The sequence below is a fragment of the Hydrocarboniclastica marina genome, assembly GCF_004851605.1.
In the GTDB taxonomy this organism is placed as follows: domain Bacteria; phylum Pseudomonadota; class Gammaproteobacteria; order Pseudomonadales; family Oleiphilaceae; genus Hydrocarboniclastica; species Hydrocarboniclastica marina.
The window spans coordinates 2,588,334-2,614,518 of the sequence record NZ_CP031093.1 but is presented as its reverse complement, the minus strand read 5'-3'; the positions used below and the strand labels follow the sequence as shown (position 1 = coordinate 2,614,518).

The 26,185-nt window shown below is 55.1% G+C and carries 26 protein-coding genes and 1 tRNA gene; 10 read left to right on the top strand and 17 right to left on the bottom strand.

Going from position 1 to position 26,185, the window contains the following annotated elements:
* Window positions 1–136 precede the first annotated feature (136 nt).
* Complete coding sequence (locus soil367_RS11640) at window positions 137–2,299, top strand: hypothetical protein (RefSeq protein WP_136549258.1); 2,163 nt, start codon at window positions 137–139, stop codon at window positions 2,297–2,299.
* Window positions 2,300–2,429: 130 nt separating this feature from the next.
* Here soil367_RS11640 and soil367_RS11635 read toward each other — a convergent pair whose 3' ends face one another.
* The 11 genes from soil367_RS11635 to pilB form a co-directional block, all read right to left on the bottom strand.
* Entirely contained in the window at window positions 2,430–2,996 is a 567-nt protein-coding gene (locus soil367_RS11635) for a YfaZ family outer membrane protein (protein ID WP_136549257.1), read from the bottom strand.
* Window positions 2,997–3,152: 156 nt separating this feature from the next.
* Window positions 3,153–3,419: a YkgJ family cysteine cluster protein gene (locus soil367_RS11630; RefSeq protein ID WP_136549256.1), complete on the bottom strand. Its 267-nt coding sequence runs from the start codon at window positions 3,417–3,419 to the stop codon at window positions 3,153–3,155.
* Window positions 3,416–5,872 (bottom strand): hybrid sensor histidine kinase/response regulator, encoded by a 2,457-nt coding sequence (locus soil367_RS11625; protein WP_246065267.1) that lies wholly within the window; start codon window positions 5,870–5,872, stop codon window positions 3,416–3,418. Before soil367_RS11625 ends, soil367_RS11630 begins: the two co-directional genes overlap by 4 nt.
* Window positions 5,873–6,187: 315 nt before the next feature.
* Entirely contained in the window at window positions 6,188–6,862 is a 675-nt protein-coding gene (tsaA, locus tag soil367_RS11620) for a tRNA (N6-threonylcarbamoyladenosine(37)-N6)-methyltransferase TrmO (protein ID WP_246065266.1), read from the bottom strand.
* Window positions 6,863–6,905: 43 nt separating this feature from the next.
* Window positions 6,906–8,027 carry a hypothetical protein gene (locus tag soil367_RS11615; protein ID WP_136549254.1) on the bottom strand — a complete coding sequence of 374 codons (1,122 nt, stop codon included), beginning with the start codon at window positions 8,025–8,027 and terminating at the stop codon, window positions 6,906–6,908.
* 70 nt (window positions 8,028–8,097) lie between these two features.
* Window positions 8,098–8,541 carry an HIT family protein gene (locus soil367_RS11610; protein ID WP_136549253.1) on the bottom strand — a complete coding sequence of 148 codons (444 nt, stop codon included), beginning with the start codon at window positions 8,539–8,541 and terminating at the stop codon, window positions 8,098–8,100.
* 160 nt (window positions 8,542–8,701) lie between these two features.
* Window positions 8,702–8,911, bottom strand: a complete 210-nt coding sequence (yacG, locus tag soil367_RS11605; RefSeq protein WP_136549252.1) for a DNA gyrase inhibitor YacG — start codon at window positions 8,909–8,911, stop codon at window positions 8,702–8,704.
* Window positions 8,912–8,961: 50 nt separating this feature from the next.
* Entirely contained in the window at window positions 8,962–9,561 is a 600-nt protein-coding gene (gene coaE / locus soil367_RS11600) for a dephospho-CoA kinase (protein ID WP_136549251.1), read from the bottom strand.
* Window positions 9,562–9,751: 190 nt separating this feature from the next.
* Complete coding sequence (locus tag soil367_RS11595; protein WP_136549250.1) at window positions 9,752–10,630, bottom strand: prepilin peptidase; 879 nt, start codon at window positions 10,628–10,630, stop codon at window positions 9,752–9,754.
* 111 nt (window positions 10,631–10,741) lie between these two features.
* On the bottom strand, window positions 10,742–11,962 hold the full coding sequence (locus tag soil367_RS11590; protein ID WP_136549249.1) for a type II secretion system F family protein: 1,221 nt from the start codon (window positions 11,960–11,962) through the stop codon (window positions 10,742–10,744).
* 365 nt (window positions 11,963–12,327) lie between these two features.
* The gene (gene pilB / locus soil367_RS11585; RefSeq protein ID WP_136549248.1) at window positions 12,328–14,043 is read right to left on the bottom strand and encodes a type IV-A pilus assembly ATPase PilB; all 1,716 of its coding nucleotides are present in this window, start codon (window positions 14,041–14,043) and stop codon (window positions 12,328–12,330) included.
* Window positions 14,044–14,463: 420 nt separating this feature from the next.
* On the opposite strand from pilB, the gene soil367_RS11580 reads away from it, so the two are divergent.
* The 3 genes from soil367_RS11580 to soil367_RS11570 all read left to right on the top strand — a co-directional run bounded on the left by soil367_RS11580 (window position 14,464) and on the right by soil367_RS11570 (window position 15,818).
* Window positions 14,464–14,964: a pilin gene (locus soil367_RS11580; protein WP_281283906.1), complete on the top strand. Its 501-nt coding sequence runs from the start codon at window positions 14,464–14,466 to the stop codon at window positions 14,962–14,964.
* A gap of 231 nt (window positions 14,965–15,195) precedes the next feature.
* Window positions 15,196–15,271: transfer RNA gene (locus tag soil367_RS11575), tRNA-Thr, on the top strand.
* A gap of 292 nt (window positions 15,272–15,563) precedes the next feature.
* Entirely contained in the window at window positions 15,564–15,818 is a 255-nt protein-coding gene (locus tag soil367_RS11570; protein WP_136549247.1) for a hypothetical protein, read from the top strand.
* Between the two features lie 292 nt (window positions 15,819–16,110).
* On the opposite strand, the gene soil367_RS11560 is transcribed toward soil367_RS11570, so the two are convergent.
* From soil367_RS11560 to soil367_RS11550, 3 genes are all read right to left on the bottom strand, one after another.
* Window positions 16,111–16,410 carry an MbcA/ParS/Xre antitoxin family protein gene (locus soil367_RS11560; RefSeq protein WP_136549246.1) on the bottom strand — a complete coding sequence of 100 codons (300 nt, stop codon included), beginning with the start codon at window positions 16,408–16,410 and terminating at the stop codon, window positions 16,111–16,113.
* A 138-nt stretch (window positions 16,411–16,548) separates the two neighbouring features.
* The gene (locus soil367_RS11555) at window positions 16,549–16,899 is read right to left on the bottom strand and encodes a hypothetical protein (RefSeq protein WP_136549245.1); all 351 of its coding nucleotides are present in this window, start codon (window positions 16,897–16,899) and stop codon (window positions 16,549–16,551) included.
* Window positions 16,896–17,897, bottom strand: coding sequence for an integrase domain-containing protein (locus soil367_RS11550; protein WP_136549244.1), 1,002 nt, complete (start codon window positions 17,895–17,897; stop codon window positions 16,896–16,898). Before soil367_RS11550 ends, soil367_RS11555 begins: the two co-directional genes overlap by 4 nt.
* A gap of 1,043 nt (window positions 17,898–18,940) precedes the next feature.
* On the opposite strand from soil367_RS11550, the gene soil367_RS19215 reads away from it, so the two are divergent.
* Together soil367_RS19215 and soil367_RS11540 are read left to right on the top strand one after the other, a co-directional pair.
* Window positions 18,941–19,150, top strand: a complete 210-nt coding sequence (locus tag soil367_RS19215; protein WP_136549243.1) for an MbcA/ParS/Xre antitoxin family protein — start codon at window positions 18,941–18,943, stop codon at window positions 19,148–19,150.
* Between the two features lie 441 nt (window positions 19,151–19,591).
* The gene (locus soil367_RS11540) at window positions 19,592–19,945 is read left to right on the top strand and encodes an NADH-quinone oxidoreductase subunit A (protein ID WP_136549242.1); all 354 of its coding nucleotides are present in this window, start codon (window positions 19,592–19,594) and stop codon (window positions 19,943–19,945) included.
* Window positions 19,946–20,113: 168 nt separating this feature from the next.
* On the opposite strand, the gene soil367_RS11535 is transcribed toward soil367_RS11540, so the two are convergent.
* Complete coding sequence (locus tag soil367_RS11535; RefSeq protein ID WP_136549241.1) at window positions 20,114–20,362, bottom strand: hypothetical protein; 249 nt, start codon at window positions 20,360–20,362, stop codon at window positions 20,114–20,116.
* 133 nt (window positions 20,363–20,495) lie between these two features.
* Between soil367_RS11535 and soil367_RS11530 the strand changes: the two genes are divergently transcribed.
* A complete protein-coding gene (locus soil367_RS11530) occupies window positions 20,496–20,711 on the top strand; it encodes an MbcA/ParS/Xre antitoxin family protein (RefSeq protein ID WP_136549240.1) in 216 nt (71 codons plus the stop codon).
* A gap of 66 nt (window positions 20,712–20,777) precedes the next feature.
* Here the strand turns inward: soil367_RS11530 and soil367_RS11525 are convergent, their stop codons facing one another.
* Complete coding sequence (locus soil367_RS11525) at window positions 20,778–22,112, bottom strand: ATP-binding protein (protein WP_136549239.1); 1,335 nt, start codon at window positions 22,110–22,112, stop codon at window positions 20,778–20,780.
* On the bottom strand, window positions 22,099–22,764 hold the full coding sequence (locus soil367_RS11520; protein ID WP_136549238.1) for a response regulator transcription factor: 666 nt from the start codon (window positions 22,762–22,764) through the stop codon (window positions 22,099–22,101). The genes soil367_RS11525 and soil367_RS11520 overlap by 14 nt, the downstream gene beginning before the upstream one ends.
* Before the next feature lie 199 nt (window positions 22,765–22,963).
* Between soil367_RS11520 and soil367_RS11515 the strand changes: the two genes are divergently transcribed.
* From soil367_RS11515 to soil367_RS11505, 3 genes are all read left to right on the top strand, one after another.
* Entirely contained in the window at window positions 22,964–23,497 is a 534-nt protein-coding gene (locus soil367_RS11515) for a cupredoxin domain-containing protein (protein WP_106761014.1), read from the top strand.
* A gap of 196 nt (window positions 23,498–23,693) precedes the next feature.
* Window positions 23,694–25,292, top strand: a complete 1,599-nt coding sequence (locus tag soil367_RS11510; protein WP_281283905.1) for a copper resistance system multicopper oxidase — start codon at window positions 23,694–23,696, stop codon at window positions 25,290–25,292.
* Window positions 25,289–26,038, top strand: coding sequence for a copper resistance protein B (locus tag soil367_RS11505; RefSeq protein WP_136549237.1), 750 nt, complete (start codon window positions 25,289–25,291; stop codon window positions 26,036–26,038). The genes soil367_RS11510 and soil367_RS11505 overlap by 4 nt, the downstream gene beginning before the upstream one ends.
* Window positions 26,039–26,185 lie beyond the last annotated feature (147 nt).

Sequence of the window (26,185 nt, the reverse complement as noted above, 5' to 3'; positions counted from 1 at the left end):
GGACACGTTTTATCGGCAAATAGCTCGGGAACGAGGTGCTAGACTATGGGCTCGGGAAACCAGACCTGATTCGGAACACCAGGCCTATTTCAGAGTCTTATAAGCTTCTAAGAGAGCCTTCTAAACAGGAAGCCCTATGTCAGCTCGTGTGCTTTGGTTCAGCTTCATTTTGCTACTCTCTCTTGCGCTCGGGGCCTGCTCCGAGTCGAGTTCCAGTTCGAGTCCACCCAACAGCTTTCCACCGCCTGATGATGACTTCACCGAGGGCAGCAGCGGAGACGCCGGCAATACCTGCAGCAACCTGGCCGCCAACGAGCTCTGCGTAACCGTCGAAGTGCCTCGCTCCGTAGCGGGCGATGACGCGACCGCGACCCGGCGCAACCTGTTTGTCATTCGCCCGACCTCGGTCGAGGCTGTGCGTGTCTCCGGTGGTGTTTCATCGGAGTCGCTGGCCGTTGCCCGCCGTCGTGACAACAGCGGGTCTCTGGTGTTAACCCTTGAGGATTATGAATCAATTCCCCTCGATGCGGATCTGGTGATTGTGGCCACGCTCGGCGATGGCACTGTTATCCGCGGCCCGTTGAGCGATGTCGACCAGGACGTCAAGCTCAATCCATTCTCGGAGTACCTGGTGGCGAAGGTACTGGACGGCGAACAGCTGAGCGCTGAAGACATTGAAGACATCAATACCTGCGGCAACCTGTGTCTGCGCAGGCTTATCTGGCCAACACTGGCTGATACAGTCCAGGACTTTGAAATCACGATCCCCAGCGATTCCACTATCGCTGAGGCGGTAGCGCTGCTCAGTCGACGCGTTGACTTTACCGGCTATGTCTCCTCAATGGTGGATACCATGAAGGTTGATACCGCGACGAGCGGCCCCAATGAGAACTCGGCCGCCACCTTCAATACAGTCTACTTCGGCCTGGAGCTGAACCGCGCCCAGCACGGTACGGCGCCAACCGGCCAGTGGGGCACGCGTCGCAGTATTACGGGTGAGGTCGAAGGCAACAACGCGACCGTCGACATCTATCCCACACTCAGCCTCGCAACGTTTCGGGAGTTTGGCTTAGAGGTCAATTCCATAGCCGGCGAGTTCCCCTATCACCGGGAAACTCAGCTGTATCCCGAGCCAGACAATTATCAGCCACCGCTTTGGGAACCGAACAGCCACGCGATCGCGCCGGGGTTCGTGCTGGCCCAGAGTAACTTCCTACGAGGTGGCCGCTCGCCCTTGCAGGAAGTTACCCAGGAAGCGACGAAAATATGGGGCTGGGCGTCCAACCCTTACTTCTACGAGGGAGTACAAACGGGAGAAACAGGCTCAAGAGGGCTGTTAGCCGGTTATTTTCATGCAGGGAAAGCGATTGAACTGGAAGTAGAAGACGGAAAGTTCAACCGACTCGAAACGCTGGAAGACCTGAATATCGGTTCTCTGGAGGTCGACCTGCAGCAGATCTCATCGACCGATCAGCAGGAACCCCTGGATCTTACCGCCGTCGACGGCACCTACAGCGCGGTTTCATTTTCGGTTCGACTCGGCAACGACACCACGCCGGTCGAGGCTCTGGTGCAGATGCAGAACCTTGAAAGCGCGAGCGCTTCAGCAAATGCGGAATTGACGCCTGCGGCAGATACCACATACAGCGGTGGCTGGTCGATAAAGCGTGAAAGCGCGGGCGGGGCAGTGCAAGGCCCTGCGCAGGAGACTGCGACTTACAGCGTTTCGTTAGAGAACGAACCAGACCAGTTTTACGCCAACGGCGCCTTGCAGGAAGACGCCTATTACGGTCGCATCAAGGCCCAACAACGCCCAGGTCGCAGCGGGCTGGGCGCAGCCGTAGAGAACGGCGATCTGCTTGCCTACACCTTCCAGGGACCGAACTACGGCCAGGGCATCAACATCGTCGCGAAGCAGGAGGTCGGCGTTGACGTAAGCGGTGAGTATACCTTGCAGGGGGTTGCCCTGGGCATGACTGCAGCATCAAACCGGCTTGAACAACTTAACGGCGCGGTGCTGTCCATCGCTGGCGGGACGGGGGCGACAAGCCTGACGTCGGCCCCTGTTCAGGTTATCCAGAACCTGAGCGAACAGGGCATAATCTCGGATCCACGTCGGGCGCTGGAAAGTGTGTTAACGGGTACTACGAGCGCCGCTGATGGTCGATTCGAGATAACCCTGGGAACAGCGGGCGCCGAGACGGTGCTGCAGGGCTACACCATAGAAGGTGGCGATGTGTTGGTGATGACGCTCAAAGGGCCGGATCGGGTAGGACTGGTGTTGGGCTTCAGGGAGTAAGCGATAGAACAACCCGCCCCGCTCGCCGTTGCTGATCGATTCGGCGGATGCGGGGCCTGGTTTAGTGAAAGCTTCAGTTCAGAATCGGTCTATCAGAAAAGCCTGTCACAACTGTCGATCAGGATCTCGATCAGAACAGTATCTTCAAGCCGGCCATTACGCCTGAATCAAGGGTGATATCGTGATCGCCTGATTCGTCCAGATCCGCATTCAGGTAACGGTAACCACCAAATACCTCTGCATTACGAATGACCCGGTAGCTCAGGTTGGCCGACACGCTTACCAGACTCTCGGCGTCGCCAAACGACAGGATACTTGGCGCATAATGCAGGTCGCCGTTGAAAGACAGTCCAGGCACCGTCGGTATATTCAAGGTCGCGAAACCGCCGAGCGCCAGACCGCCGCCGTCCGAGTTGTCGTCGTCGTTAAACGCGAGCCCGCGCAAACCAACGCCGGCAGTCGTGGGCAGGTTGCCAATCGCTGTTCGACCCTGGGCGTGAAAGTCGATGTTGGCAATGTGACGCTTGCCCTCGTGGTAGGTATAGCCGCCACCGTACGCGAGTTCCGAACGGCTGTTCGTGGCATTGATCTGGCCTTTTACTGACTCATCGGTAAGGCTGAGCGAAAAGTCGCCGGCCGCGGCCTGGCTTGCTGCCAACATAGCTATGGCAATACTTGGGATCCAATGTAACTTCATGCAATTACCTTAAATGGTGAACTCGGGTGGGCTTATCCTAACGAGAGCGGGCAAGGGCCTCAACCGGAAGTCTACGTCCCGGCATCAGACACCACTGGCTTGCACTTCTGGCTGTAGCTCAATCCTCTGGTTGTACCTCAACCTATTGGCTGTAACTCAGACATCGTTGGAGGTCTGTTGTTCCATAATCCTGAGAATGGTCAGTGCTTCGGTTCGCGACGAACCACAGGCGCCTGGCTCAGCGGTAAATTCGCTGCACACAGCGGGCCGGTCAGGGGAACCAAAGAGCTCGCACAGGTTCTCCTCGTCGAGATGGACGCAGCGGACACCTGCGGGTTTACCCGCTGGCATTCCCGGGATAGGGGAACTGATGGATGGCGCGATACAACAGGCGCCGCAGCCCATACGACATTCGAAACTCATGCGCTACTCGAGCCACTGGTGGTGGGCGCCGCCTCAGCACTTAAACCCGCTCGGGTGCCGGGACAAAACTGTACCAATACCGCACGCAGCATATCCTGGGTAACCGGTTTCGCGACGAACGCATCCATTCCCGCTTCACGACACATTTCCTCATCCTTTTCCATGGCATTAGCCGTGAGTGCTACTACCGGCACCGGCGCACGGCTTTTTTCCTGCTCAATTTTACGCAGCCGGCGAGTTGTTTCGAACCCGTCGATGCCCGGCAGAACACAGTCCATGAAGACCAGGTCGAAGCCTTCGTATTGGAAACGTTCAACTGCCGCTTCCCCGTCATTGACAGACACAACGCGTGCGCCAAATTTACCGAGTATGCGTTCGGTGAGTGCCCGGTTAACGGGATTGTCCTCCACCAGCAGAACCTTGATCTCAGCACAGGGTAACTCGGCTGGCCGGGGCGACCAGGGGGCGGCCGTGACGAGAGAGAATCGGGTCAGAAATGTTCGGTTTTTGCTGTGACGCCCCGTAAACATCTGTTGTAGCAGCGGGCCCAGCAGGGATTCCCGCAGAGCCTTGCTGAGGAAAGCGTCTGCGCCGGCCTGGCGAAAGTGTTCGGCATCACCGCGCTGGGGGTTGGACGAGAGCACGAGAATACGCGTGTCACAGTGGTGCTTGCTGGCGCGTATCCGCTGACAGAGCTGGTCGCAGTCCATATCCGGCAGAAAACCATCCACCAGTAAGGCGGAGAACGGCCTGTTTACCTCTACCGCTTCTTCAAGGCGTTGCAATACCTCGCCCGCTGAACGCACACCCTGGGCCTCGGCGCCGAAGCCCGCGAGCAGGTCGAGGGAAAGTTTGCGTGACAGTTCGTAGGAATCCGCCACCAGAATACGCGTACCGCGTATTGCCCGGGTGTCCACGCGCACATGCGCGCTGGTTTCACGGGCAACGGGCAATTTAAGTGCCACCCAGAAGGTTGATCCTTTGCCTGGGGTGGACTCCACCTCGAGCTGGCCGTTCATGAGTTCCACCAGCTGGCGGCACACGGTAAGCCCAAGGCCTGCGTCAGAAAGCTCCCGGCTGGCCCGCTGCTCGAAGTGCACGTAAGGCTCATAGATGAGCGGCAGATCCTCAGGCGCGATACCGGAACCGGTATCTTCCACCGACAGCCGCAGCTTCACCATGCCCTTGGCCGTGCGGTCCAGGACCTCGGCGCTGATCATGATATGGCCGGAATCCGTAAAGCGGATGGCATTGGCAACAAGGTTCAGCATGATCTGGCGGCAGCGTATCGGGTCCCCCAGGACGCCGCTGGGCAAGTGCGGGTCGACCCGTGTTTCCAACGCCAGGCGCTTGTCCCGGGCTTTGGGGCCGAGCATGGTCACAACGTCTTCAAGGGTTTCGCGCAAATCGAAGGGCAAAGATTCCAGAGTGAGCTTGCCCGCTTCCATTCGCGAGATATCAAGCAGATCATTGATGATACTTGAGAGATTCTCGGCGGAGCGTTTTAGTGTCAGGACATAGTCGCGCTGCTCAGGGTCTAACTGAGAGGCCTGCAGGGAATCTTCGAGGAGCGAAGCATAGCCAAGCACGGATTGCAGTGGCGTGCGAAGCTCGTGACTGACATTTGCCAGAAACAGATTCTTGGCCTGGTTGGCGCGCACGGCTGCATCACGCTCATCCTGAAAATGAACCTCGGACTCGCGGATCTGCCGGGCCTGACCCAGCAACTGCGTACGCATGGTGTTAAGCGCCTTTTCAAGCTCACCCAATTCATCCGGGCGGCCGCGGCTGCTGCGTTTCAGCTTAAGCGGTGCTATCAGCGCATCGAAGTCGAGCTCGCGCGCGTAATCGGCCATGGTCTCCAGGTGCCGGGTCAAGGTCATCCGTACGATCAACATCAGGCCCAGCGCGCCCACCAACACGACAATGCCGTGTATCAGCAAACTCAGCATGGCCTGCTGCCACATTTGCTGGTAGAGCGGTTCGAGAGAGGACACAAGACCAAGGCGCCCAACCACGCGTGACTCCCCAGTCGGGTCCTCGACACGGAGCGGACGGACGCGCTCCAGCATGCGCGAGCCCAACGGCGCGCCGCGCTCAAACACACGTCCTTCGTGGGTGCTGACCTGGACAAACTGAATGCCGGGCAGGCTCAGCAAACCGTCGACCTGGCGCTCCGCGTCCGCCCAGAGACCACGATCCAGATTTATCGCCAGTGTGGGTGCCAACATATCCGCGACCCGTTCCTGCAACTCGATCAAACGAGCCCGTTCTTCCCGGTAATCGCTCAGGAGTTGCAGGCCAGTCGCGACAAAAGATAACACCAGACTGAAGAGCAGCACGTACAGAAGGAGTCGACCGGCCAGGGGGCGCACCCTGAACGTGCGTGCGGCCGCGGCAGCCAAGGCTTTAGCACCAGCGCGCGTAGACTCATTAAGGCGAAACGCTGACAAACCTGATTTCCTTTCGCTGGTGCAATCCCGGAATCGCTTTATTATGCCCCGTTCGGGGTGGAAAAATCTGGCTGGTAATAGCGGTTGCGCCGACTCTGGTGCTGGCCGCCACGATAGAAAATGTCTACCGAAGTCTAGCAGATTATTGAAATTCCGGCGGTAGGCCCTTTGGGAGCCTCGGAGCGCCCACCAGGCATTGTTGCGACGGCTTCAATTGGAACCGCAGAATGTTCGCTGCCGCTTCTAGCTTCCTGAGTGCTTTGGCGCTCTCAGGTTAACCAATTTACCCAAACCACTCGGGTCGCTAAGGGGAAGCTAGCCGCCACGGTAGGGAGAAATCGAGACAACCCAGGCAGCCGTGTCGTCGATGACGTGCCAGCGCACCTCGAGGTCGTACAGGCGGGTAGCATAAGTACGGTCGTCTGCTTTACTGCGACGGTACGTGGGGCGCGGGTCGCCGCTGAGCACCTCCTCGACAAGGTCTTCCAGTAACGGATATCGCCCCGGGCTCCCGGTACTTGTTCCGCTGAGATGATGCAGTGCCTGCCGCGCCTGTGAGCTGAACTTCACTTCCAGGCGCCTCTCAGGAGGCTGCTCCGCCCAGCCGGCGCTGGCGTTCGGCGCGGCATCGGCGTAAGGCAGGTAGGGTTTGATGTCGACAATGGGCGTACTATCGATCATATCGACACCGCTCACGCGCAACCGGACTCCGTTTGTTGTATCTATTTGGGTAAGTTTGAGCAACGAAAGGCCCAGGCCGTTCGGACGAAATGACGAGCGGCTCGCGAAGACCCCGACCCGCTTGTTACCCCCAAGGCGCGGTGGTCGGATCGTCGGCTGCCAGGGCTTTGACAGATTCTCATGGAACAGGAAGGTTACCCAGATATGGGAGATCTCTTCCAGTCCGCGAAAGGCTTCGGGGCGGTTGTATGGCGGCAGGATTTCGATTTCGCCCTGCGCCGCGCGGCTGAGGCCGGGTTGGCGGGGCACGCCGAATTTATCCGGAAAGCAGCTGTGGAGCCGGCCTATAACCTCAATAACGCTGGAATCGCCGCTCATAGGGGGTGTAGTCGTCGCTTGAGAAAAAGACTTCGATCCGAAGTGTGAGCGATGGATTCTCCCTGAAATTGTCCTCCCGGGGAAACTCCAGCGCGGGAATCACTTCTGCGTAGAGCCAGTCGTCATGCAGTCTGCGGCGCCAGGCCGCATCGACGTAAAATTCGGTGGAGCGCCAGCCAGGACGATTATCACCATTTACCCCAAGCCGATAAGTGATCTGATTGCGGTGATCAATGAAATGGTCGAGGTAGCCGGCCTGGGTCCACTCAAACTCCCGTTCCCGGTGGACCCATTGGAGGTCAGACCGCACCGATAGCTGAAGCGACTGGGCGAAATAGCGGGAGAACACAAGCTCTGTTCGCTCGCCCCAGCCATCGGTATGAAAGTAGAAGAAGCGCTGCTCGACATCCAGCGTCCAATCGTCGTCCAGCTCCCAGTCCGCCCTGAGCTGGGTCCGCCAGAAGGGGTTGACCGGAATACGGAAACGGACCCCGAGGTCATTGGAAACCGACCAGCGCTCAGAAAGCGGCGCCAGGTAGCGCAGGGCACCGGTGGTTTCGTTTTCGCTACGTTCGGAATCGATAAGGCGCCGATCTTCGTCGCGTTCCCGCAGTGGCACCAGTTCATCCGGGGCATTCTCCACCACCAGACGGAACTTTTCTTTCACCGTGGGCAGGTCGAGCTTAAACCTTGCTTCTGGCTCGAAGTCCATCCAGTTGCTCTTCTCGGCCCTCGTTGCGAAGCCGATACGCAGGTAACTTTCATTGCTGGGTGCACGAATCGCTTCGCCGGAGAGCACCTGATCCAGCCAGTCGCCCAGGTTCTCTATCCGTCCGGCCTGCACATCCCGCTGGTGCATCACCCAGTTGCTCGAGTCCAGCCACACGCCATCCCGCGGCTCAAGATCCATTTCCTCGGCTGGAAAATCATAGAAGGACGGGGGCAGGTGCCTGAGCCGCAGCGGATCCGCATATTCAAGCGGCTCCATATCGTTTGCTATCGCAGGCTGCGCAGCTAAAAACGCCACCAGGGCGGCAGACAGAACGATCGCAACCAGGATTACACGAGCGCGCGCGTCAAGAAATAGCGAGTTCAAGCCGGGCAAAAACCTGGCTGAGGTTCCGGATTGGGAAAGTAAAAGAAGCTGCATAGTCCGGATCTGCCCGCTAGCGTTCAAGGGCCTGGCGCAGTTGTAGTGCCTGGGCTTCGAGCGTTTTTCGGGCTTTGGCCCTTCCAAAGATTCCAGTTACGTGAAGAATCAGGCGGCCTATTGACCCGAGAGCGTCACCGTGTTTTCTGGGAATCACGTGTATGTGGACATGGGGCACTTTCTGGTTGGCCGCTTTACCGTCGTTGAGCAAAACATGGCTGCCCTGGATGCCAAACCCCAGATCCCGCTGGGCTTTGAGGACGCGTTGGGCTACGGCGAAAAGGTGCAGCGAAAGGTCTGTTGCTAGTTCAGTGATCTGCATGGCGTGCTGGACAGGAATAACCAGCACATGGCCTTCGCTGAGCGGATGTATATCCATGAACGCGACGCAGCGCTCATCGCTGTAAACCCGCGAGGCCGGTGCCGAACCGGAGGCGATAGCACAGAAGATACAGCTCACGGGCGCTCCGATGAAGTCAGTGGGTAACCTCGACCAGTGTAGTCGAATAATTCGGGTTGGATGGATAAAAACCTATCAGTTTCAGTGGCTTTTTGCTGCTTCAACAATTGCCTGTGCCGGCAGGCCCATCAGCTGCCGGCATACCTGTCAGCAACACCGGCTAATGCGGCTTGTCTTCTTCATCGATTTCATCGGGCAGGTCTTCGGGCGCAACCGGTGCGCCGGGTATCCGGTACTCTTCGAAGGACCAGGCTCCCAGATCAACGTCGCGACACCGTTTGGAGCAGAATGGACGGTACGCGGACTCTTCGTTCCAGACCACCGTCTTGCGGCACGTGGGGCAGGACACAGAGAAAGGCAATTCAGACATGGGACTCCTGGAAAAGTACGGGCAGGTCGGGTTCGAAACAGCGAATGAAATCAGTTCTGCGTGACGTTGAAGCGGCTCAGCAAGCGGTGGTGTAAAGCCAACACATCCTCGGCCACGGCCGCGAGCGCGCGAGAATTATCGATGACCTCGTCGGCACGGGCAAGACGCTCTTGCCGGGACATCTGAGCCGCAATTATACGCTCTACCTGTTCCGGGGTGTTTCTGTCCCGGTCCACGGTGCGTTTCAATTGCACGTCCACCGGGACATCGACGACGACTATGCACTCACACAGCTTAGACTGGTCCGTTTCCAGGAGCAGGGGCGAGACCAGTAATACATACGGCCCCTCTGCCTCGCGCAGCTGTGAAACCATGCGCTCCCGGATGACCGGGTGCAGGCACTTTTCCAGCCACTCCCGCGCCGGGGGATCCATGAATATACGTTCTCGCAAGGCCGCGCGATCCAGACTGCCGTCAGTGTTCAAAATCGATCGCCCAAAATAGTCCGCGACGGATGCCAGAGCCGGCTCCCCAGGCTCAACAACTTCCCGGGCAACAATGTCCGCGTCGACGCATTTCACGCCAAGCTTCTGGAAAAACTCGGCAACCGAACTCTTTCCGCTTCCGATCCCGCCGGTCAGGCCGACCACGGGCGGTGGAGTGCGTGAGTCCGAAGGGGGAGAGCCGGTCTGAGCTGTCGAAGTAGCAGAAGAAACAGTAGTGGGAGTAGTAGAAGAAGTAAGAGAAGTAGCCACGGGGGATCCGCTGTCTTGTGAAGTTTGAACCTTACAAAAAAGCGCCCGGTAATTCTACCGGGCGTGCTGCCAGCTGATTAAAAGCTCAGGAAACCCCCAGGTAAGAGAACCATGCGGCCTGAATCTCAGGACCAAACCAGAGGGCAATGATACCCGCCGCTGCAAGGTACGGCCCGAACGGAATCGGTACCTCCCGGCCCTGGCCGCGGAACAGGATCAGGCTGATGCCAACCCCGGCGCCGACCAGTGACGACAACAAAATAACAGCCGGTAGCATTTCCCAGCCAAGCCACGCGCCCAGAACCGCCAGCAGTTTAAAGTCTCCATAACCCATGCCTTCCTTACCGGTGATCAGACGGAAAGCGTGGTAGACCAGCCAGAGTGCGAGGTAACCAAAAATGGCGCCCCAGAACGCACTGCTGAATGGCACCAAAATCTCAAAATAGTTGATTACCAGCCCCAGCCACAGGAGCGGCAGGGTGATATCGTCGGGCAGAAGCTGGGTATCGAAATCAATAAAGGTCAACGCCACCAGCGACCAGACCAGAATCAGGGCAAGGAGGGAGCCAACCGAGGGGCCCAGCATCAGAACGGTTCCAAGAGAGAGCAGGGCCGTGACCGCCTCGATAATGGGATAGCGGGGCGAGATCCGGGTTTTGCATTTGCCACATTTCCCGCCGAGCGCCAGATAACTGATTACTGGGATGTTCTCCCAGGGGCGGATCTCATGCTTGCAGTTCGGGCAGGTCGAATTGGGGTGAGAAAGACTCAGGTCTGACGGCGGCTGACGCTTTTCGCGCGGAATCTCCAGAAACTCCTCGCAATCACAGCGCCACTTGGCCTGCATCATCTTGGGCAGGCGTAAAATAACCACATTCAGGAAACTGCCAATGCAGAGCGAGACCACAAACACGACCGGGTAGAAATAGGCCGGGCTGGCGATGAACAGTTCGATCAGATCCATAATCAGACTCGGTTGTTGCTGCAGTGGCAGGGAGCTAGGCCTCAGTAACAAAAAGCTCCGCCCCGTGACAGGGAAGAGCTCTTCTAATTTGGCCGATGGCTGGATTAAGCCTTAACCGACGACCTGGCCCATCTGGAATATCGGCAGGTACATGGCGATTATCAAACCACCAACCAGAACCCCCAACACCGCCATGATCATGGGTTCCATCAGGGCTGTGAGATTGTCGACCATGTCGTCGACCATGGCCTCGTAGTGTTCTGCAACTTTGCTCAGCATCTCATCCAGGTTACCGGTTTCCTCGCCGATAGCTGTCAGCTGGACCGCCATAGTTGGGAATACGTCGGTCTGTTTCATAGAAACCTGTAGCTGAGTACCGCTGGAGACGTCATCTTTGATCTTGAATACGGCATCCCGATAGATCGCGTTACCCGTGGCTCCGGCCACAGAATCGAGCGCATCCACCAGAGGAACCCCTGCAGCAAAAGTCGTAGAGAGAACGCGGGCGAATTTCGCTACCGCTGAATTGTCGAGAATGTCGCCGACCACGGGGAGCTTGAGGATGTATTTGTCCACTGCATCGGAAAACTTCTGGGATCGGCGCACAGCTTCTTTGAAGCCCATTACGGTTCCGACAATACCAATAAGTATTACGAACCACCACGTCTGCATCCAGTCTGAAAGGTTTACTACCATTTGAGTAAAGACCGGAAGGTCGGCACCGAACCCTTGGAACAGGGTTTCAAACTGAGGTACCACTTTAACAAGCAGAATCGCCGTCACGATGATTGCGACTACGACAACGGCGATCGGATACGTCATCGCCTTTTTGATTTTTTTCTTAAGGAGTTCTGTTTTTTCAAGATAGGTTGCGATGCGATCAAGCAAGCTTTCAAGCGCACCAGCCTTCTCTCCCGAGTCCACCAGATTGCAATACAGATCATCAAAGTGTCGCGGAAACTTGCGCAACGCATTGGCGAAACTGTTACCCGAAGCAACATCATTGCGAATATTCTGGATCAGTTCCTGCAGCGCAGCGTTTTCCGCACCGTCAGAAACAATATCAAACGACTGCACCAGCGGAACGCCCGCGCGCATCATGGTTGCCAGTTGGCGTGTGAACAGGGCAATATCAAAGGGTGTAATCTTCTTTTTGCCGCCAAAAAGAGGCTTGGGTTTCTTTTTGACCTTCTGCGGCATCATGCCCTGCTTGCGCAGCTGAGCCTTGATCAGAGCCGGGTTGGTGCCAGTGATTTCGCCGTGGGCTTTGTTACCCTTGCGGTCTTTGCCTTCCCAGATGAAGGTGGATACTTTTTCCGCTTTCGCTGCCATGGTTTACCTGGTCTGCAATGCTTGGAGGGGGCCGACTACTCAGCTACGTGGTGAGCTTGAGTATTTAGAAGTTCCATAGATCGAGCATAGCCGGTTTTTGACAATCTGCTCACAATTTGGCGGCATCGTAAGGTTGGAGTGCTCCCAGTGTGGACACGTAGTGTGCGCACCGCGCACCAGCGAATATCGACGGCGGGACCATGGTGCGCATTGCGCACCCTACACCCAACTCGACCCGTAGGGTGCGCACCGCGCACCAACAAATATCGACGGCCGGATCATGATGCGCATTGCGCATCCTACGCCCAACTCGACCCCGTAGGGTGGGCAATGCCCACCACTAACACCGCTCGGCCACTGTCACCTCAATCCTTGGTAACCCGGTTGGCCTCCTCAAGGCTCGTAACCCCCTCCATAACTTTCCTTAAGGCAGACTCCCGGAGGTTACGGAAGCCTTCAGATTTCGCCTGCTGGGCAATTTCAATTGAACTGGCTTCTTCCATAATCATGGAAGACATCTGCGGCGTGATCTTTACCACCTCATAGATCCCTACACGGCCTTTGTAGCCTCCGACACACTTCTCACAGCCTTTGGGCCTGTATATCGTCACGCCTGCGTCCAGCTGTGCCTCGGTGAACCCTTCCTTGAGCAGGACGTCACGCGGAATATCCGCCTTCTCCTTACAACTACAGAGCCGGCGGCCCAGGCGCTGGGCGATGATCAGGCTCACAGACGTGGCAATGTTAAACGCAGGAACGCCCATATTGATCATGCGGGTCAGCGTTTCCGCGGCGCTATTCGTGTGCAGGGTAGAAAGCACCAAGTGGCCGGTTTGCGCGGCCTTGATGGCGATGTTAGCCGTCTCCAGGTCCCGGATCTCCCCGACCATGATCACATCCGGATCCTGCCGCAGGAACGACCGCAGTGCTTCAGCAAAGGTCAGGCCCACCCGGTTATTCACATTGACCTGGTTTACTCCCTCCAGGTTGATCTCCGCCGGGTCTTCCGCCGTGGATATATTGATTTCGTGCGTATTGAGAATGTTTATACCGGTATAAAGGGAAACGGTCTTACCTGACCCCGTTGGTCCCGTAACAAGAATCATACCCTGGGGCTGTTTAAGAGCGTTGAGATAAAGCTCTTTCTGATCTTCCTCGTACCCTAGCGCGTCAATGCCCAATTTGGCTTGGCTGGGGTCCAGAATCCGCAGCACGATTTTCTCACCCCATAGCGTCGGCAGGGTGTTCACCCGAAAATCGATGGCCTTGGTCTTGGACAGCTTCATCTTGATCCGACCGTCCTGGGGCACCCGACGTTCGGAAATGTCCAATTGCGCCATGATCTTTACTCGGGCCGCAATCTTGCTGCCCAGTTTAACGGACGGCTTGGAAGCCTCCCGCAGAATGCCATCAGTCCGGTAGCGTACTCGGTAGATTTTCTCGTAAGGCTCAAAGTGAACATCCGACGACCCCTGGCGAATCGCGTCGAGCAACATCTTGTTGACGTATTTAACGATCGGCGCATCGTCAACATCGCTAGGCTTTATTGCGGCCGACTCGTCTTCCTCATCCCCACCGGACGTTTCCACATCCTCCAGATCGGCATCGTCCATGCCTTCCATGGAAGTATCTTGAGAGTCGAGGTACCGGGAAATGGCCTCTCCGAGGCCGCGTTCGTCAACGAGCACCGCATCCGTACTCAGGCCGGTGTTGAACTTTATCTCGTCCAGGCCCTGCACGTTGGTAGGATCGGACACAGCAATAAACAGGCGATTGCCCCGCTTAAAGAGAGGCAATGCGTTATGTTTGCGTATCAGCTTATCGTCGACCAAGCCTTCGGGCATGCTCTCTGGCAAATACGCCGCCAGGTCCAGCACCGGCACTCCAAACTCCATGCCCGCTGAGTAAGCCAACGCACGGCTGTTTGCCAGATCCTTTTGCACCAGGTAGGCAATGAGCGGAATCTTGTTCTGGTTCGCCTGAACAAAGGCATCCCTAGCAACAGACTCCTCCAGCAGACCATCGTCAACAAAGCGACGGGCCAGACCGGTGAGAACGACGTTGGATGTTAGTTGAGCCATAGGTCCTGCTGTCTATCTGGAGGTTGACCGAACCACCGGGAAGGCGCGTCAGGGTGTACATGCGTATGACTTTGCGCGTAACGGCGTCTGAATTCAGCAGTTTAGATGTTGGTCCTGGGTTTGGAAAGGAAGTCGGCTTCGCTAGAAGCCTGACCGGAGTTTCCCGTTGAGGTTTCGGCCCTGGTGAGGATGGAAGTGACGCTCCACGTCACCCCGGCTGCCCGCACGCGTCATTTACCGAGCCGCAGCTGTGCTGGGATCCACTTAGGAAAAACAGGTATGTATCTGTTTCTTCAGAAGGATTTAACATTTTCTTGCAATTGGCACGTCGCCTGCAACCAACCAGTCAAGGCTCACGACGTCTCAAACTGACAGCGATCGCGAAGTCGATAAGTTGTAAAACCACTGGAGATTCAATAGATGAAAAGCATTCAAATGAACCACGCTCAAAAGGGTTTCACCCTTATCGAACTGATGATTGTTGTAGCGATTATCGGTATTCTGGCTGCGATCGCTATCCCGCAGTATCAGGATTACATTGCACGCACGCAGGTCAACCGCGCTTACGGTGAGGTTTCCTCGCTTAAGACGGCCGTGGAAGAGCATCTGTCTCGTGGCAAATTTACCGATAGTGCTAATACACCAATGGCTGCGGCGACTCTGGGTCGTACTGCCTCCAACATCACAGAAAATGCTGCAGGCGCTGATACTTTCGTTCCAACATTTGCCGCTGCGAACGGTGGCACTGGTACCCTCGTAGTGATCTTGGGTGGTGACGCGAGTGCGCCGGTTGCGACGACAACTATTACTTTGACCCGCGCTGCCAATGGCACTTGGACTTGCGATCTTACAACTCCTCCGGGCGCATTTAAGAACTCGTACGTACCCTCTGGCTGTACGCTTGCTGGTGCCCAGGTCTAACGGCTGACTGGTTTAGCTAAAAAAAGAGAGCGTCCCTTTAGGGGCGCTCTTCGTTTTTAGCCATCCAAAAAGTGAGAACAGTGTTAACCTCAGAATAATTTGTTTGACCTAAATACCCCCGGTAACGATAGAACTGTGAAAGAGTGACTTTTTTGGCTCGAGCCTGCGACTGCGTCGTGCCTGAAAAATTGCGTGGATTCCTACTATTCACCCCTCTATAATTCCTCCCGCGCCGAAATAGCTCAGTCGGTAGAGCAACTGATTCGTAATCAGTAGGTCGGCGGTTCGATTCCGCCTTTCGGCACCACTATCTCTTTCGAATCAATTGATTAGAATGAGCTGTGTGGTTGTCCCATCATTAGTCCCATCATCCCCGGATCGCTTAGAAAGCGACCAATCTTCTACCGCTGCGCAACTAATCTATGCCTGCGCGGAACGCTTTCCTCGTGCTATCCAGCTTCCTATCCGACTGCTCACACCTTCCTCAAGGATACCTTCACCCAGACTCGGAGCCAATCGCTAGGTCAAACGGTGAATTCGTGTATCTTGAAATCAGACCGGTCGAACAACTTAACCACTATTTCAGAAGGAATTCGCAGATGCAGTATCAATGCAGTCAGACCAGTGATGTCTTGAAGGAGGCGCTCATTATTGCCTGGACCATCGAACACTTCAAAAACGCGAAAGTGACACTTGAACTGACTTGTTCTGACGGCCAGACAGCCACTATTACCGAGACGATGGAAGCCCTGGACACCAAAACGGACATTTCCGGATCATCAATACAGAGTTCCCCCGGGCTCAGTGCGGCGGCGGACCAGCTTGGCGATATCAAAACCGACACTTGGTTCTGACGGGAGCACCCAATGGAATACATGACGCAGGCACAGCAACTGGCTGCTGCTCTTTCTAAGCAGTCGGTTTTGACGAGATGCACCTGACAATCCAAATGCGGCGAGGTGAGGACTGGATTACTCTGGATATGTACCGCAATTCTGACGAGCCGCACCGGCTTCACGCCACGATGAACATTGAGACTGGTGCTGATTTTATGCGCGACGCGATAAAGAGCCACTGAAAGGGAGGTTTCTGTCCGGAGCCTCGATCGCAAGCGCGATCGAGGTAATTCGCTGATTTTTCGTCGTACTACGGAAGGACGCCTCTCTCTAACTGTTGAACAAATTGCCGTAGACGGCGAATGCCTTCTGCAGAATCCAGCATTTCCTCTGGCGTGACGTTGCCCAGATACGGTCTGTTTCGTTTCATCCACCCCCGAGCACCAGTTTCATCCCCCTCGAACAACGCAAGGACCTCTTCCCACGCTCTGTTCTGGAGTTCCTCCATACTCTGCTCACTGACATCCTCCCGGCATTCTGTTAAGTCGGCAAGATCATGGCGTATCCGCACAAATTCTCTCAGGTTGTCAGCTGGCTTCACCTTGCTCACGTTTCCTCACCACTTCGCACATATGAACCAGAGGATCTTCGGCTCAGTACTGCTGAGTTTTGGTCCGGAGCTCATTAGTGAATAGTGTCGGACACAGTACCGACTTCAGCTTGCATAATACACCAGACGCAGCGTGTCTCACTCCATCCAGTACCTCGATGATCGTGAACGCACAACGGACACTTCTCGTGGACGTCCACCAGTTGAGGTCGAGGCCATTCCCAGCTGTTTTAGCCACTCCGGACTACGGTCGGAGGCCTCCAACAAGAGACGAAGCGAGCTTCGATAATCTTTCTCCGTGGACGGGTTGCACCAGTGCTCAATCAGCCATTTGCAATGTTTCTGATCTATCTGCTGCACGCGTTTGACCTTGGGAAACCGTTGCTCGATAGCCGAAGTCATTTTCGCAATACGGTTAAGATGGCGCCTTCGCGCCCTCTCAGCGCCTTCCTTGGCCTTGATGCGTCTATAGATGTAGCTGAGATTCATCGCCTGGGTCTCCCTTCTCCGTGGTTGGTCCGATGCCGTTCGCCCACGTAAGACGTTGAGATTGTCGGGCGTTTATGACCCCCCTCATGACCTACAGCGAGTCTGCCTATGGCGTCCGCTTCCCTGTCGAACGACCCGTATTGTTTCAGCGGAGCTGGCTGACCGCTCGCTCGCTCGTAGACGTCTATAAATCGCTCCGCACGTAAATCTTTCGGGCATTGGATTCCGACCTGTTTGAGAATCTGGCGCATGGGGCTGGCGTGCCGATTGAGGAATTCTTTGAGGGATGTGTTTGTATCAATCAGGCACGTCCCCGAAATGGAAATTGTGTGAAGTGCGTAGTCAAGAGCTTGCCACTGGACACTTTCAATCCTGATCCTCCTATCATCAGATCTGAAACCTCCTTTCGTTCCTTCCAATACCCGCGCGGTACCGTAGGCTTGAGCCTCAGTCATCATCCGGTGGAGGTTAGCCTGGGCCGCTTCCCTGAAGCGCATACCGAACGCTCGCCACAGCAGAACCAGAGCTGCTCCTCGATAGTTGCCCGCGGTTTCTGCCAACCTCACTGCCTCTATCACTTTATCCCATGTGGCCGTTGGCAAAACCGTTCTAACGTAGGATCGTTTGCCGACCACGCCGGCCGGCGATAGCCAAACTTTTCGGTCTCGGCGGACTGCCCGCATGACGACATTCAACGTCGAGATGAGGTTCTGTGCATAGGCAACCTCCATACCTCCAGAGGCGACAGAATCCGCGAGGGCCTGTCCGTACTCGACGGCGTGTGCCAATGTGATCTGGCGCAGATCGCGAATTGGGATGTCGAGTTCCGACGCCCAGTTCAGACAATGCTCAAATCTGGCACGATGGGTGAAGCGGGTGTAGTAATGCTTGTCTCCTCCATACATTTGTGCGAGAGCGACCTGCGCGGCGTAGCCCGGGTGGTGGCCCAGACCGAAATTGCGCTGGTTCTTGTTCCTGCTAAAGCGTATTTTTTGCATCTCATGTTTTCCTGTTAACGATCTTCTCCTCTCATTGTGTGCAGCATGTTGTGTGGCAAACCCTCAGCATCTGGGGCAGGGCCGTCTGGTTTCCACACTCGTAGACCCTGCCCCCGTCTGCTGAGTCAGTTTTAACCATTTCCAGATCATGGCTCCGGGTCTCCGTTTGCGCTGCTGCGTGCGCGATTGATTGTTCCTCACAAACCAGCGGTACCATTTCTGGCCGGGGTGGGCTTCACGCAGTCAGCGCGAGATGTGAGGTTGGGGCACCAGTTCTGTGGTGGGTTAGGGCGAGAGCGATGATTGAGTGGTGACGATGATGACGCACCGCTGACTACGGGTAGTCCACCCAGCCTGAGGTTTCGTTCAGGGTTTCGTTGCTCGTGATGTTGGAATAAAGCTTAGGAATGCCTGATAGCAGGCGGTGAGCTCCATCCAGCCTAATGCATCTCAATTTTTTAAGGTCATATAACCAGAACAGAGAAATTGAGAGATGTTGGTGCTATTGATGCCAAACCTGGCGTTTAAGGGAGTCCTGAGGAACTTTATAGGAGGGGCCCCGAAGAAGGGCATTGCTGAGCGAGTCGTTTAACCCGATATTTTCGCGTGCTGTTTATTTTACGGTCCCAGCTAGACGCAGCTGAGGCAATGCCTCAATGCACGGGTATTGTCTGAAACAAGTGTGTCGATGTCCAGTAGAGTAAACGCGACTTTGACGTAATTAGCCGAGAATGAGTGCAATCTGAAATAGCGAAACAAGCGTGCACATCGGTGGTGCTGGCTTCGACGTAATGCTGACAGTCGACCAATTGTGTACCAATCGTGAACCTTTGCTGAAATCCCCGGCCACCCATAGCCCATCCAAGGATCAGAAAGTTGACTAAAGATACACTTTTGGTGCACTTCGCTTCGTGGCAACACCAAGGTGGGGCAACATTATATCGAATGACCTGCTGCTATCTTAAGCTTGGCGCTGTCGCTGCCAGATCAGCGGCCACTTATTCTCTAGTGGACAGGTCACTTAATCATTGAGGTCTGCATGTATGGAGAACATCGTAGGAAATCACGACACCGCTCGCGTACTTCGTCAAGCTCGTGAGGTATGGGAGTCACAGGTCGCTGCAGAAGAATGGCTCCACAGCCCGGTTCTAGCTCTGGGCGGCAAAAGTCCGATCGAGCTTCTAAATACGACTGAAGGACGATGTAGGGTTTCGGAAGTGCTCCGTAAGATAGAGGCCGGTGACTTCAGCTAAGCCAGTCCCACGATTTGTTACTGAACTTTCTGTGAGGCTCGCGAGAAATCTGGTTGGCTTTCTGTTGGCAGATCTGAGCTCAAGACGAGCCAATATATGCTGAAAGGGTAAGCCCTCAGTTTTAGCAGAGGGGAGCGGGTCACTAGGGCATGGCCCCTAATACGTGTTCATAAGCGAGATTAGACCGCCAGCTTCAGCTCTGTTCAATAATGACGTAACACACCGTCGGTACGGCTCAGAGGCGCCTAGAATCACGATACAGTTGGCGGCAACCTGTCGGCAATGGAGGAGTGAGAATTACCAACCGTTCAGGAACATCGAATTTTCAGTTTGAATTCAGTTTTGGCTGAGATCCTCAAAGCGTTGCACGCTGCCTTAAGATAGTCCTAGAACCCAACGGATGGATCCGGCTCTGGCAAAGATGGAAGGGAGACTGTTGGCATGGAGCTAACGGAGCTAGCGACACTGATGACTATCAGCATCGCGACATTCACAGCAGGGCTGCTGGTGATCTGCAGTCCTTTCTCGACGGCAAAACCGTCCTGGCCTCAACGTGCGCCCTTTCTTGGGGGCGGAGCACCTGACACCCACGCCTGGAGCCGGTTCCACGTCCGCTATTATCCCATGACGCTGCTCTTGATCGCTTTCGAGATGGAGATGATGTTCATGTATCCATGGGCGGTTGTCTACGTGGAGGAGGGGGTCAAGGCCCTGGTCGAGATGGGGATGTTTCTGGCCATCCTTTCCGTGGGTATCGTTTATGGCTGGCGGGAGGGTGCCTTCAAATGGCAGTGACCTGGCTTGCCCGTCTAGCGTCTAAAGCCCCGGTATCTGTCTATCCGGCTATCGGCTCCCATGCGCAGCATTTGATACAGGATATGGCGCTGGATCTGCGCATACATTGGGTCCGTTCTCCTCGACACGCGCGCATCCTACTGGTCGCGGGCGGAATTTCTCCGGAGTTTACGACTGCTCTACGCCGTGTCCATGCCCAGTTACCAGGGCCTGCTGCAACGGTCTGGTTGCGCAGCACGATCCTGAGGTGTCGGTGTCATCGCACAGGTTGTCGAGCGTCTCGGTGATAGTGGCGGTGCTGCCGTCGAAACAGGACAAATCCAGTGTCGCTGTGCTCCCTTTGAAGCCATCGAGAGTTTCTGCGACAGCCAGCGCTTCTTTGAGCAATGAACTGATTTGGTCGAGTACGTTCTTCATAGATAAATCTCTTGTGAAATTAGATTTTTGACCGGTCGAATTCCACAATACACGATCACAGTGTTTGACCAAGCAATTGGCCAGGAGCCAACCAATTTGTCGGGGATTAGTTGATCACTACAGGAGTATTGATATGAGTGAAGAGCGGGCTGTGGCCGAGCTGAGAGAGCAGGTCTATTGTGAGGTTCTGGAGCTTTTCGAAGACGATAGACTGAAAGCTGAACTATGGCTGTCATCTCCGATCCGGGCTATAGGCAATCAAGCGCCGGTCACGCTGATGGACACTGAGGCGGGGCTCTTAAAACTGCGGAACGTGATTAAAAAATGGCAAGAGGGAGCTGTTTCATAGAACATGATTATTCGAGCTTTGACCAGTCTCAAAGATGGGCTTTTAAACAAAAGCGAACATTCGATTTTATCTTAATAATTCGATAGAAACGCGTAAACCGCTACAGGACTTAGTCGAAAAGCTGATTTTACCTTCATAGCGAGTCACTATATCTCGAACGATAGCAAGGCCGAGACCGTGCCCAGGTGTTTGCTCATCTAGCCGCAGACCCCTTTGGCCCAAACTGGCTAAATCCTTGTGATTAACCCCTGGGCCATCATCAGCAACAACTATTCGCTTGAAGCCGCTGCCTTGTTCCACAGAGAGCTCTACGCATCTCGAAGACCATTTGCCAGCATTGTCGAGTAAGTTGCCCAATACTTCATTTAGATCATGTTCTTCTATCGGCCATCGGCTGTCTTCAGGCAGAGAACTCGATAGTTCAAACGACTTTTCCGGATATAAACGACCGAGCATCCACAAAAGATCCCGTGCCTGTTTTATGGGGTAGGCGCTTTTTCCAATCTGGGGCCCTGCAAAACGGCTTCGACGCATTTCAGCTTCTAATTGCCTGTCGATATCGCTTAGTCGCTCCACCATCTGGCGCCTTAGATTGGTGTCGAGAGGACGTGTGTCGTCTTCCAGTATCTGCCGGACGGCTGCGATGGGGGTTTTGACGCTATGAGACAGGTTTGCGAGAGCGTCCCTGGAGCGCTCCAGTCGCTGATCTAAGGAGTCCAGCAACTGATTTAGTTGAAGAACCAGCGGGTGGAACTCCTCTGGCGACTGAACGTTGATTCGGGAGATCTCTCCGTCCTGGAGTCTTTTTAATGCGGCTTTGAGTGTGACAACCGGTCGCATGGACATCGTGATTCCGAACCAGAGCACGGCGACCAAGAGCATAATCAACAGAACTGATACTACGGCGGTCCAGGTATGAAGTGCAGCTTGGCTGCGTTTCAGCGCACCCAGATCTTCAGAAACGATTACGACGATGGGTGTTTCACCGACCTGAAAAGACTTTCGGTAGGCGAGGATGTCTAAGGGAGTATCAGTGGTTTCGGCATCTTCTACGCGAACGGTTCCGTCTTCTTCGTTTTCAATCAGAGGCGTTAACAAGGGCTCCCAAGTATCGGGTGAAATGATGGTCTGTTCGGGTGTATGTATGGCAAAGGCATGATGAAAAACATCCTGGAAATAATCGCCCGTCTGGAGAGTGTCAACTTCACCATTCGCGTCGCGAATCTGGTGCTCAAGGAAAACGACTTCATCTTTCAGTCGGCTTTCAACGAATTCCCGAGACATTCGGTCGAGCAGCAAGCCATGGACCAACCACGCCACCCCCATTAGACCAATTCCGGCGGGCAGTAACAGCGCAAGCAAGGTTCCTTTTACGGACGCAGGCTTTTTAAGGAATCGCATTAAAAATGTACCCCTGGCCGCGTCGTGTTGAGATGGTTTCGCTGCCCACTAGCTTCCTTAACCTCCGAATATACGCCTCAATGACGTTTTCGCTCGGGCTATCATTCAAGTTGTAAAGCTGTTCCATTAGTTGTTCTTTGGAAAAGACGTGGCCAGGGCGGCTCATCAAACAACGTAGCAGCCGGAATTCGGTGCCGGTAAGTGTATGTTCCACGCCGTCGTCCATCTTGAGACTCTGGCGGTTTTCGTCCAGTTCAAAGCGGCCGGCTTTAACCTGAGTATGGATCCTTCCTTCACTTCGACGCACGAGTGCGTTGAGGCGTGCGATTAGCTCTTCTGTCTGAAAAGGTTTTGCCAGGTAATCGTCTGCCCCGGCTTTTAAGCCGTTAACCTTATCCTGCCAATCGCCTCTCGCGGTCAGAATCAAGACCGGACAGCTGACGTGATTCGTTCGCCACTTTCTCAATACGTCCAGCCCGTTGCCATCAGGTAGACCCAGGTCCAGAACAACAGCACGGTAATCCTCTTGCTCACCCAGAACGACGGCTTCTCGGGCACTGGGAGTTGTATCAACGCTGAAACCTGCTTTTCCCAACTGCCTGACCAGACCCTCAGCAAGCAAGCGGTCATCTTCGACGAGCAGTAAACGCATGAGTTTTTCCTTCTATGTATGGTCCGCGGTCGAAAGTGTGACTGATTAACCTGAATTCAGCCTGAACGGAAAATAGTTCGAGTTTTTCAGAAAGAATTCAGGTTAGTGAGAGAAGGTAACAACCGATTCTGGACATTGCTCAAGATTGGGGCTCAATCCGGCAGTGTTTTTCGAGCAATATTTTACAGAGGATAAAAAGATGAATGCATCAAAACTATTCGTAGCGGGTATGGCGCTTTCAATGTCGGCAACAGCGTTTGCGGCTGGCGCCCATGATGGTGGCCACGGGCACGGCGCTACAAGCGGTGAACCTGGCAAAGCGTCGGAGGCCAGCCGAACCGTAACTGTCGAGATGTACGACAACTACTACGAACCCGAAGAAATCAGTGTAAAGCCGGGTGAAACCGTTCGCTTCGTGGTGGAGAACAAGGGAAACCTCGTCCATGAGTTCAGTGTTGGCACTCCCGACATGCACGAAGCTCATCAAGAGGAAATGATGATGATGGTTGAGCATGGCGTCATCCAGGGCGGCAAGCTGAACCACGACATGATGAATATGGATATGGGGAATGGCCATTCCATGAAGCATGACGACCCGAACAGCGTGTTGCTGGAACCGGGCCAAAGTAAAGAAGTGGTATGGAAGTTCTCTGATAAAGGCAATATCGAATTTGCCTGCAACGTGCCGGGCCACTATCAGGCCGGGATGTACGGTGAGGTCAATTTCGAGTAACTCGCTTAACTGAGGTCCGCGAGCGCGGGGCTGAGACACGTTTCTCGGCCCGGCTTCAATGACGTGTAGTTCGGAGCAACACAGATGAAACCACGCTTTTTGACAGGGCTTTTGAGCCTGCTGATGCCAGCCATGGTTCTGGCCGGCGAATACGACCTTACGGTCGACCGGGGTAAAAATTGATACCGGCGATTTTGTGAAGGAAGGCATTGGATACAACGGCGCATCTCCGGGACCGGTAATGCGTTTCAAGGAAGGCGAGAACGTCCGGATCAACGTGACCAACAACCTGGATGAGATGACGTCCATTCACTGGCACGGCCTGATCCTTCCTTTTAACCAGGACGGTGTGCCTGGTATCAGTTTCCCGGGCATCAAGCCGGGTGAAACCTTTACCTATGAGTTTTCTATCCAGCAGGCAGGCACCTACTGGTTCCACAGCCACTCTGGTTTTCAGGAGCCGGACGGCGCCTATGGTGCCATTGTCATCGAGCCCGAGGGCCGTGAGCCATTCCGCTACGATCGTGAATACGTGGTGCAGCTGACTGACAAGCACCCCCATTCCGGTGACCGCATCATGCGCAACCTGAAAATGATGCCGGATTACTACAACCGTGAGCAGCAAACCGTGGGGGAGTTTTTTTCGGACGCGTCCAAAAACGGTCTGATGAACACCATTCGGGACCGCATGGCCTGGGGTGACATGCGGATGATGAAAGCGGACGTTGAGGACTTGCAGGGCTTTACGGGCCTGATCAACGGCAAAGGTCCCGAGCAGAACTGGACTGGCCTTTTTGAGCCCGGAGAACGCATCCGGCTGCGGTTCATCAACTCCTCGGCCATGACCTACTTCGACATACGGATTCCCGGTCTGGACATGACGGTTGTACAGGCCGATGGCAACAACGTTCAGCCCGTTAACGTGGACGAGTTCCGGATCGGTGTGGCGGAAACCTATGATGTGATCGTCCACCCGAAAGATGAGCAGGCCTACACCATTTTCGCTGAATCCATGGGGCGTTCCGGCTATGCCAGGGCAACGTTGGCCCCCGAAGAAGGTATGGAAGCGGCTGTTCCGCAACTGCGTGATCCGGCGCGCCTGACTATGGCAGACATGAGCGGTATGCCCGGCATGGACCATGGCAACATGGCCGGTATGGATCATGGCGACATGGATATGAATAGCTCAGAAGGGATGTCCGGAATGGATCATTCCAACATGGAAGGCATGGATCATGGTTCCATGGCGATGGGAAAAGGCGGCCAAAGCGACCCCTTTTACGCCAAGGGAAGTGGCCTTGTACCCACGGCAGCCAATGGCGGCAAGTTCCTGTCCTATGCTGACCTGAAGGCCCAAGATCCACTGTATGAAGACCGCGAACCGACCCGGGAAATTGAGCTTCGTTTGACCGGCAATATGGAGCGCTATACCTGGAGCATTAATGGCGTCAAGTACGAAGACGCAGACCCAATTCGTCTCAAATACGGTGAGCGAGTTCGCTTCAAATTCGTGAACGAGACCATGATGACTCACCCTATGCACCTGCACGGTATGTGGTCCATTCTCGATGTTGGTGCAGACCAATGGAACCCGATCAAGCACACGGTCAGTGTGCAGCCAGGCACCACGGTTTACATGGAAACCGAGGTCGACGCGCCCGGTCAGTGGGCGTTCCACTGTCACCTGTCCTATCACGCGGCCGCTGGTATGTTCCGCAAGGTCATTGTTGAAGGTGGGCCAGAGTCGACGCAGGCCAAAACAGACGTGATTGCCAAAGATGGAGGTGAGGTATGAGCTGTATTCGATCAATTGTCGCAGTCAGCTTCCTTGCCTCTATTGGTGTCTCAACGGCGGTGACAGCTCAGGAAATGATCTCCGACACGACCGCTCGAAAACAGCCGCTCACAACCTGGGGCGTTCTATTCGAGGAATTTGAGTACCGCTACAGCGACGATGACGAGGAGCTGGGCGTCTGGAATGCGGATGCCTTCTATGGCACCGACGACTTTAAAGTCCGGTTGCTCACAACCGGCGAATACGAAATAGAGGAGCAGGCCTACGAAACGCTGGAAAACCAGTTGGTCGGCCAGATCCCCATTTCCAAGTTCTTCGACGCCAAAGCGGGCGTGCGTTTCGATACGCCCGAGGGGCCGGACCGGACATACGCCGTTCTCGGTGTCGCCGGCCTGGCGCCCCAATGGTTTGAGATCGATGCAAACCTGTACGTCAGCAACGATGGTGATACGTCAGCCGAACTGGACGCTGAGTACGAATTGCTGTTCACCAATTACTGGATCCTGGCGGCAACTCTGGATGCCTCGGTAGCGTTCAGTGAGGATGAAGAGATTGGTGTCGGCAAAGGATTGGTTTCCACCGAAACCGGCCTCCGGCTCCGCTACGACCTGATAGACCGTGCGTTCTCGCCTTATGTGGGTGTGGTGCACGAGCGTAAGTATGGCGATAGTGCCGACCTGGCCGAGGCGAGCGGCGGCGGCACAGAAGATTGGTTTGCCGTAATCGGCGCTCGAATCGCATTCTGATGCTGAAGGGCCATGGGAAACCCATGGCCTTTTTTCGTCTATGATTTGATGTAACTCAAATTCACCGAAAGCATGTGTCCATTTTCAGCCGCAGTTCAGGTTGAAGTGTTTTGATACAGGGAGAAGTCATCAGGAAGAGAGGTGTCA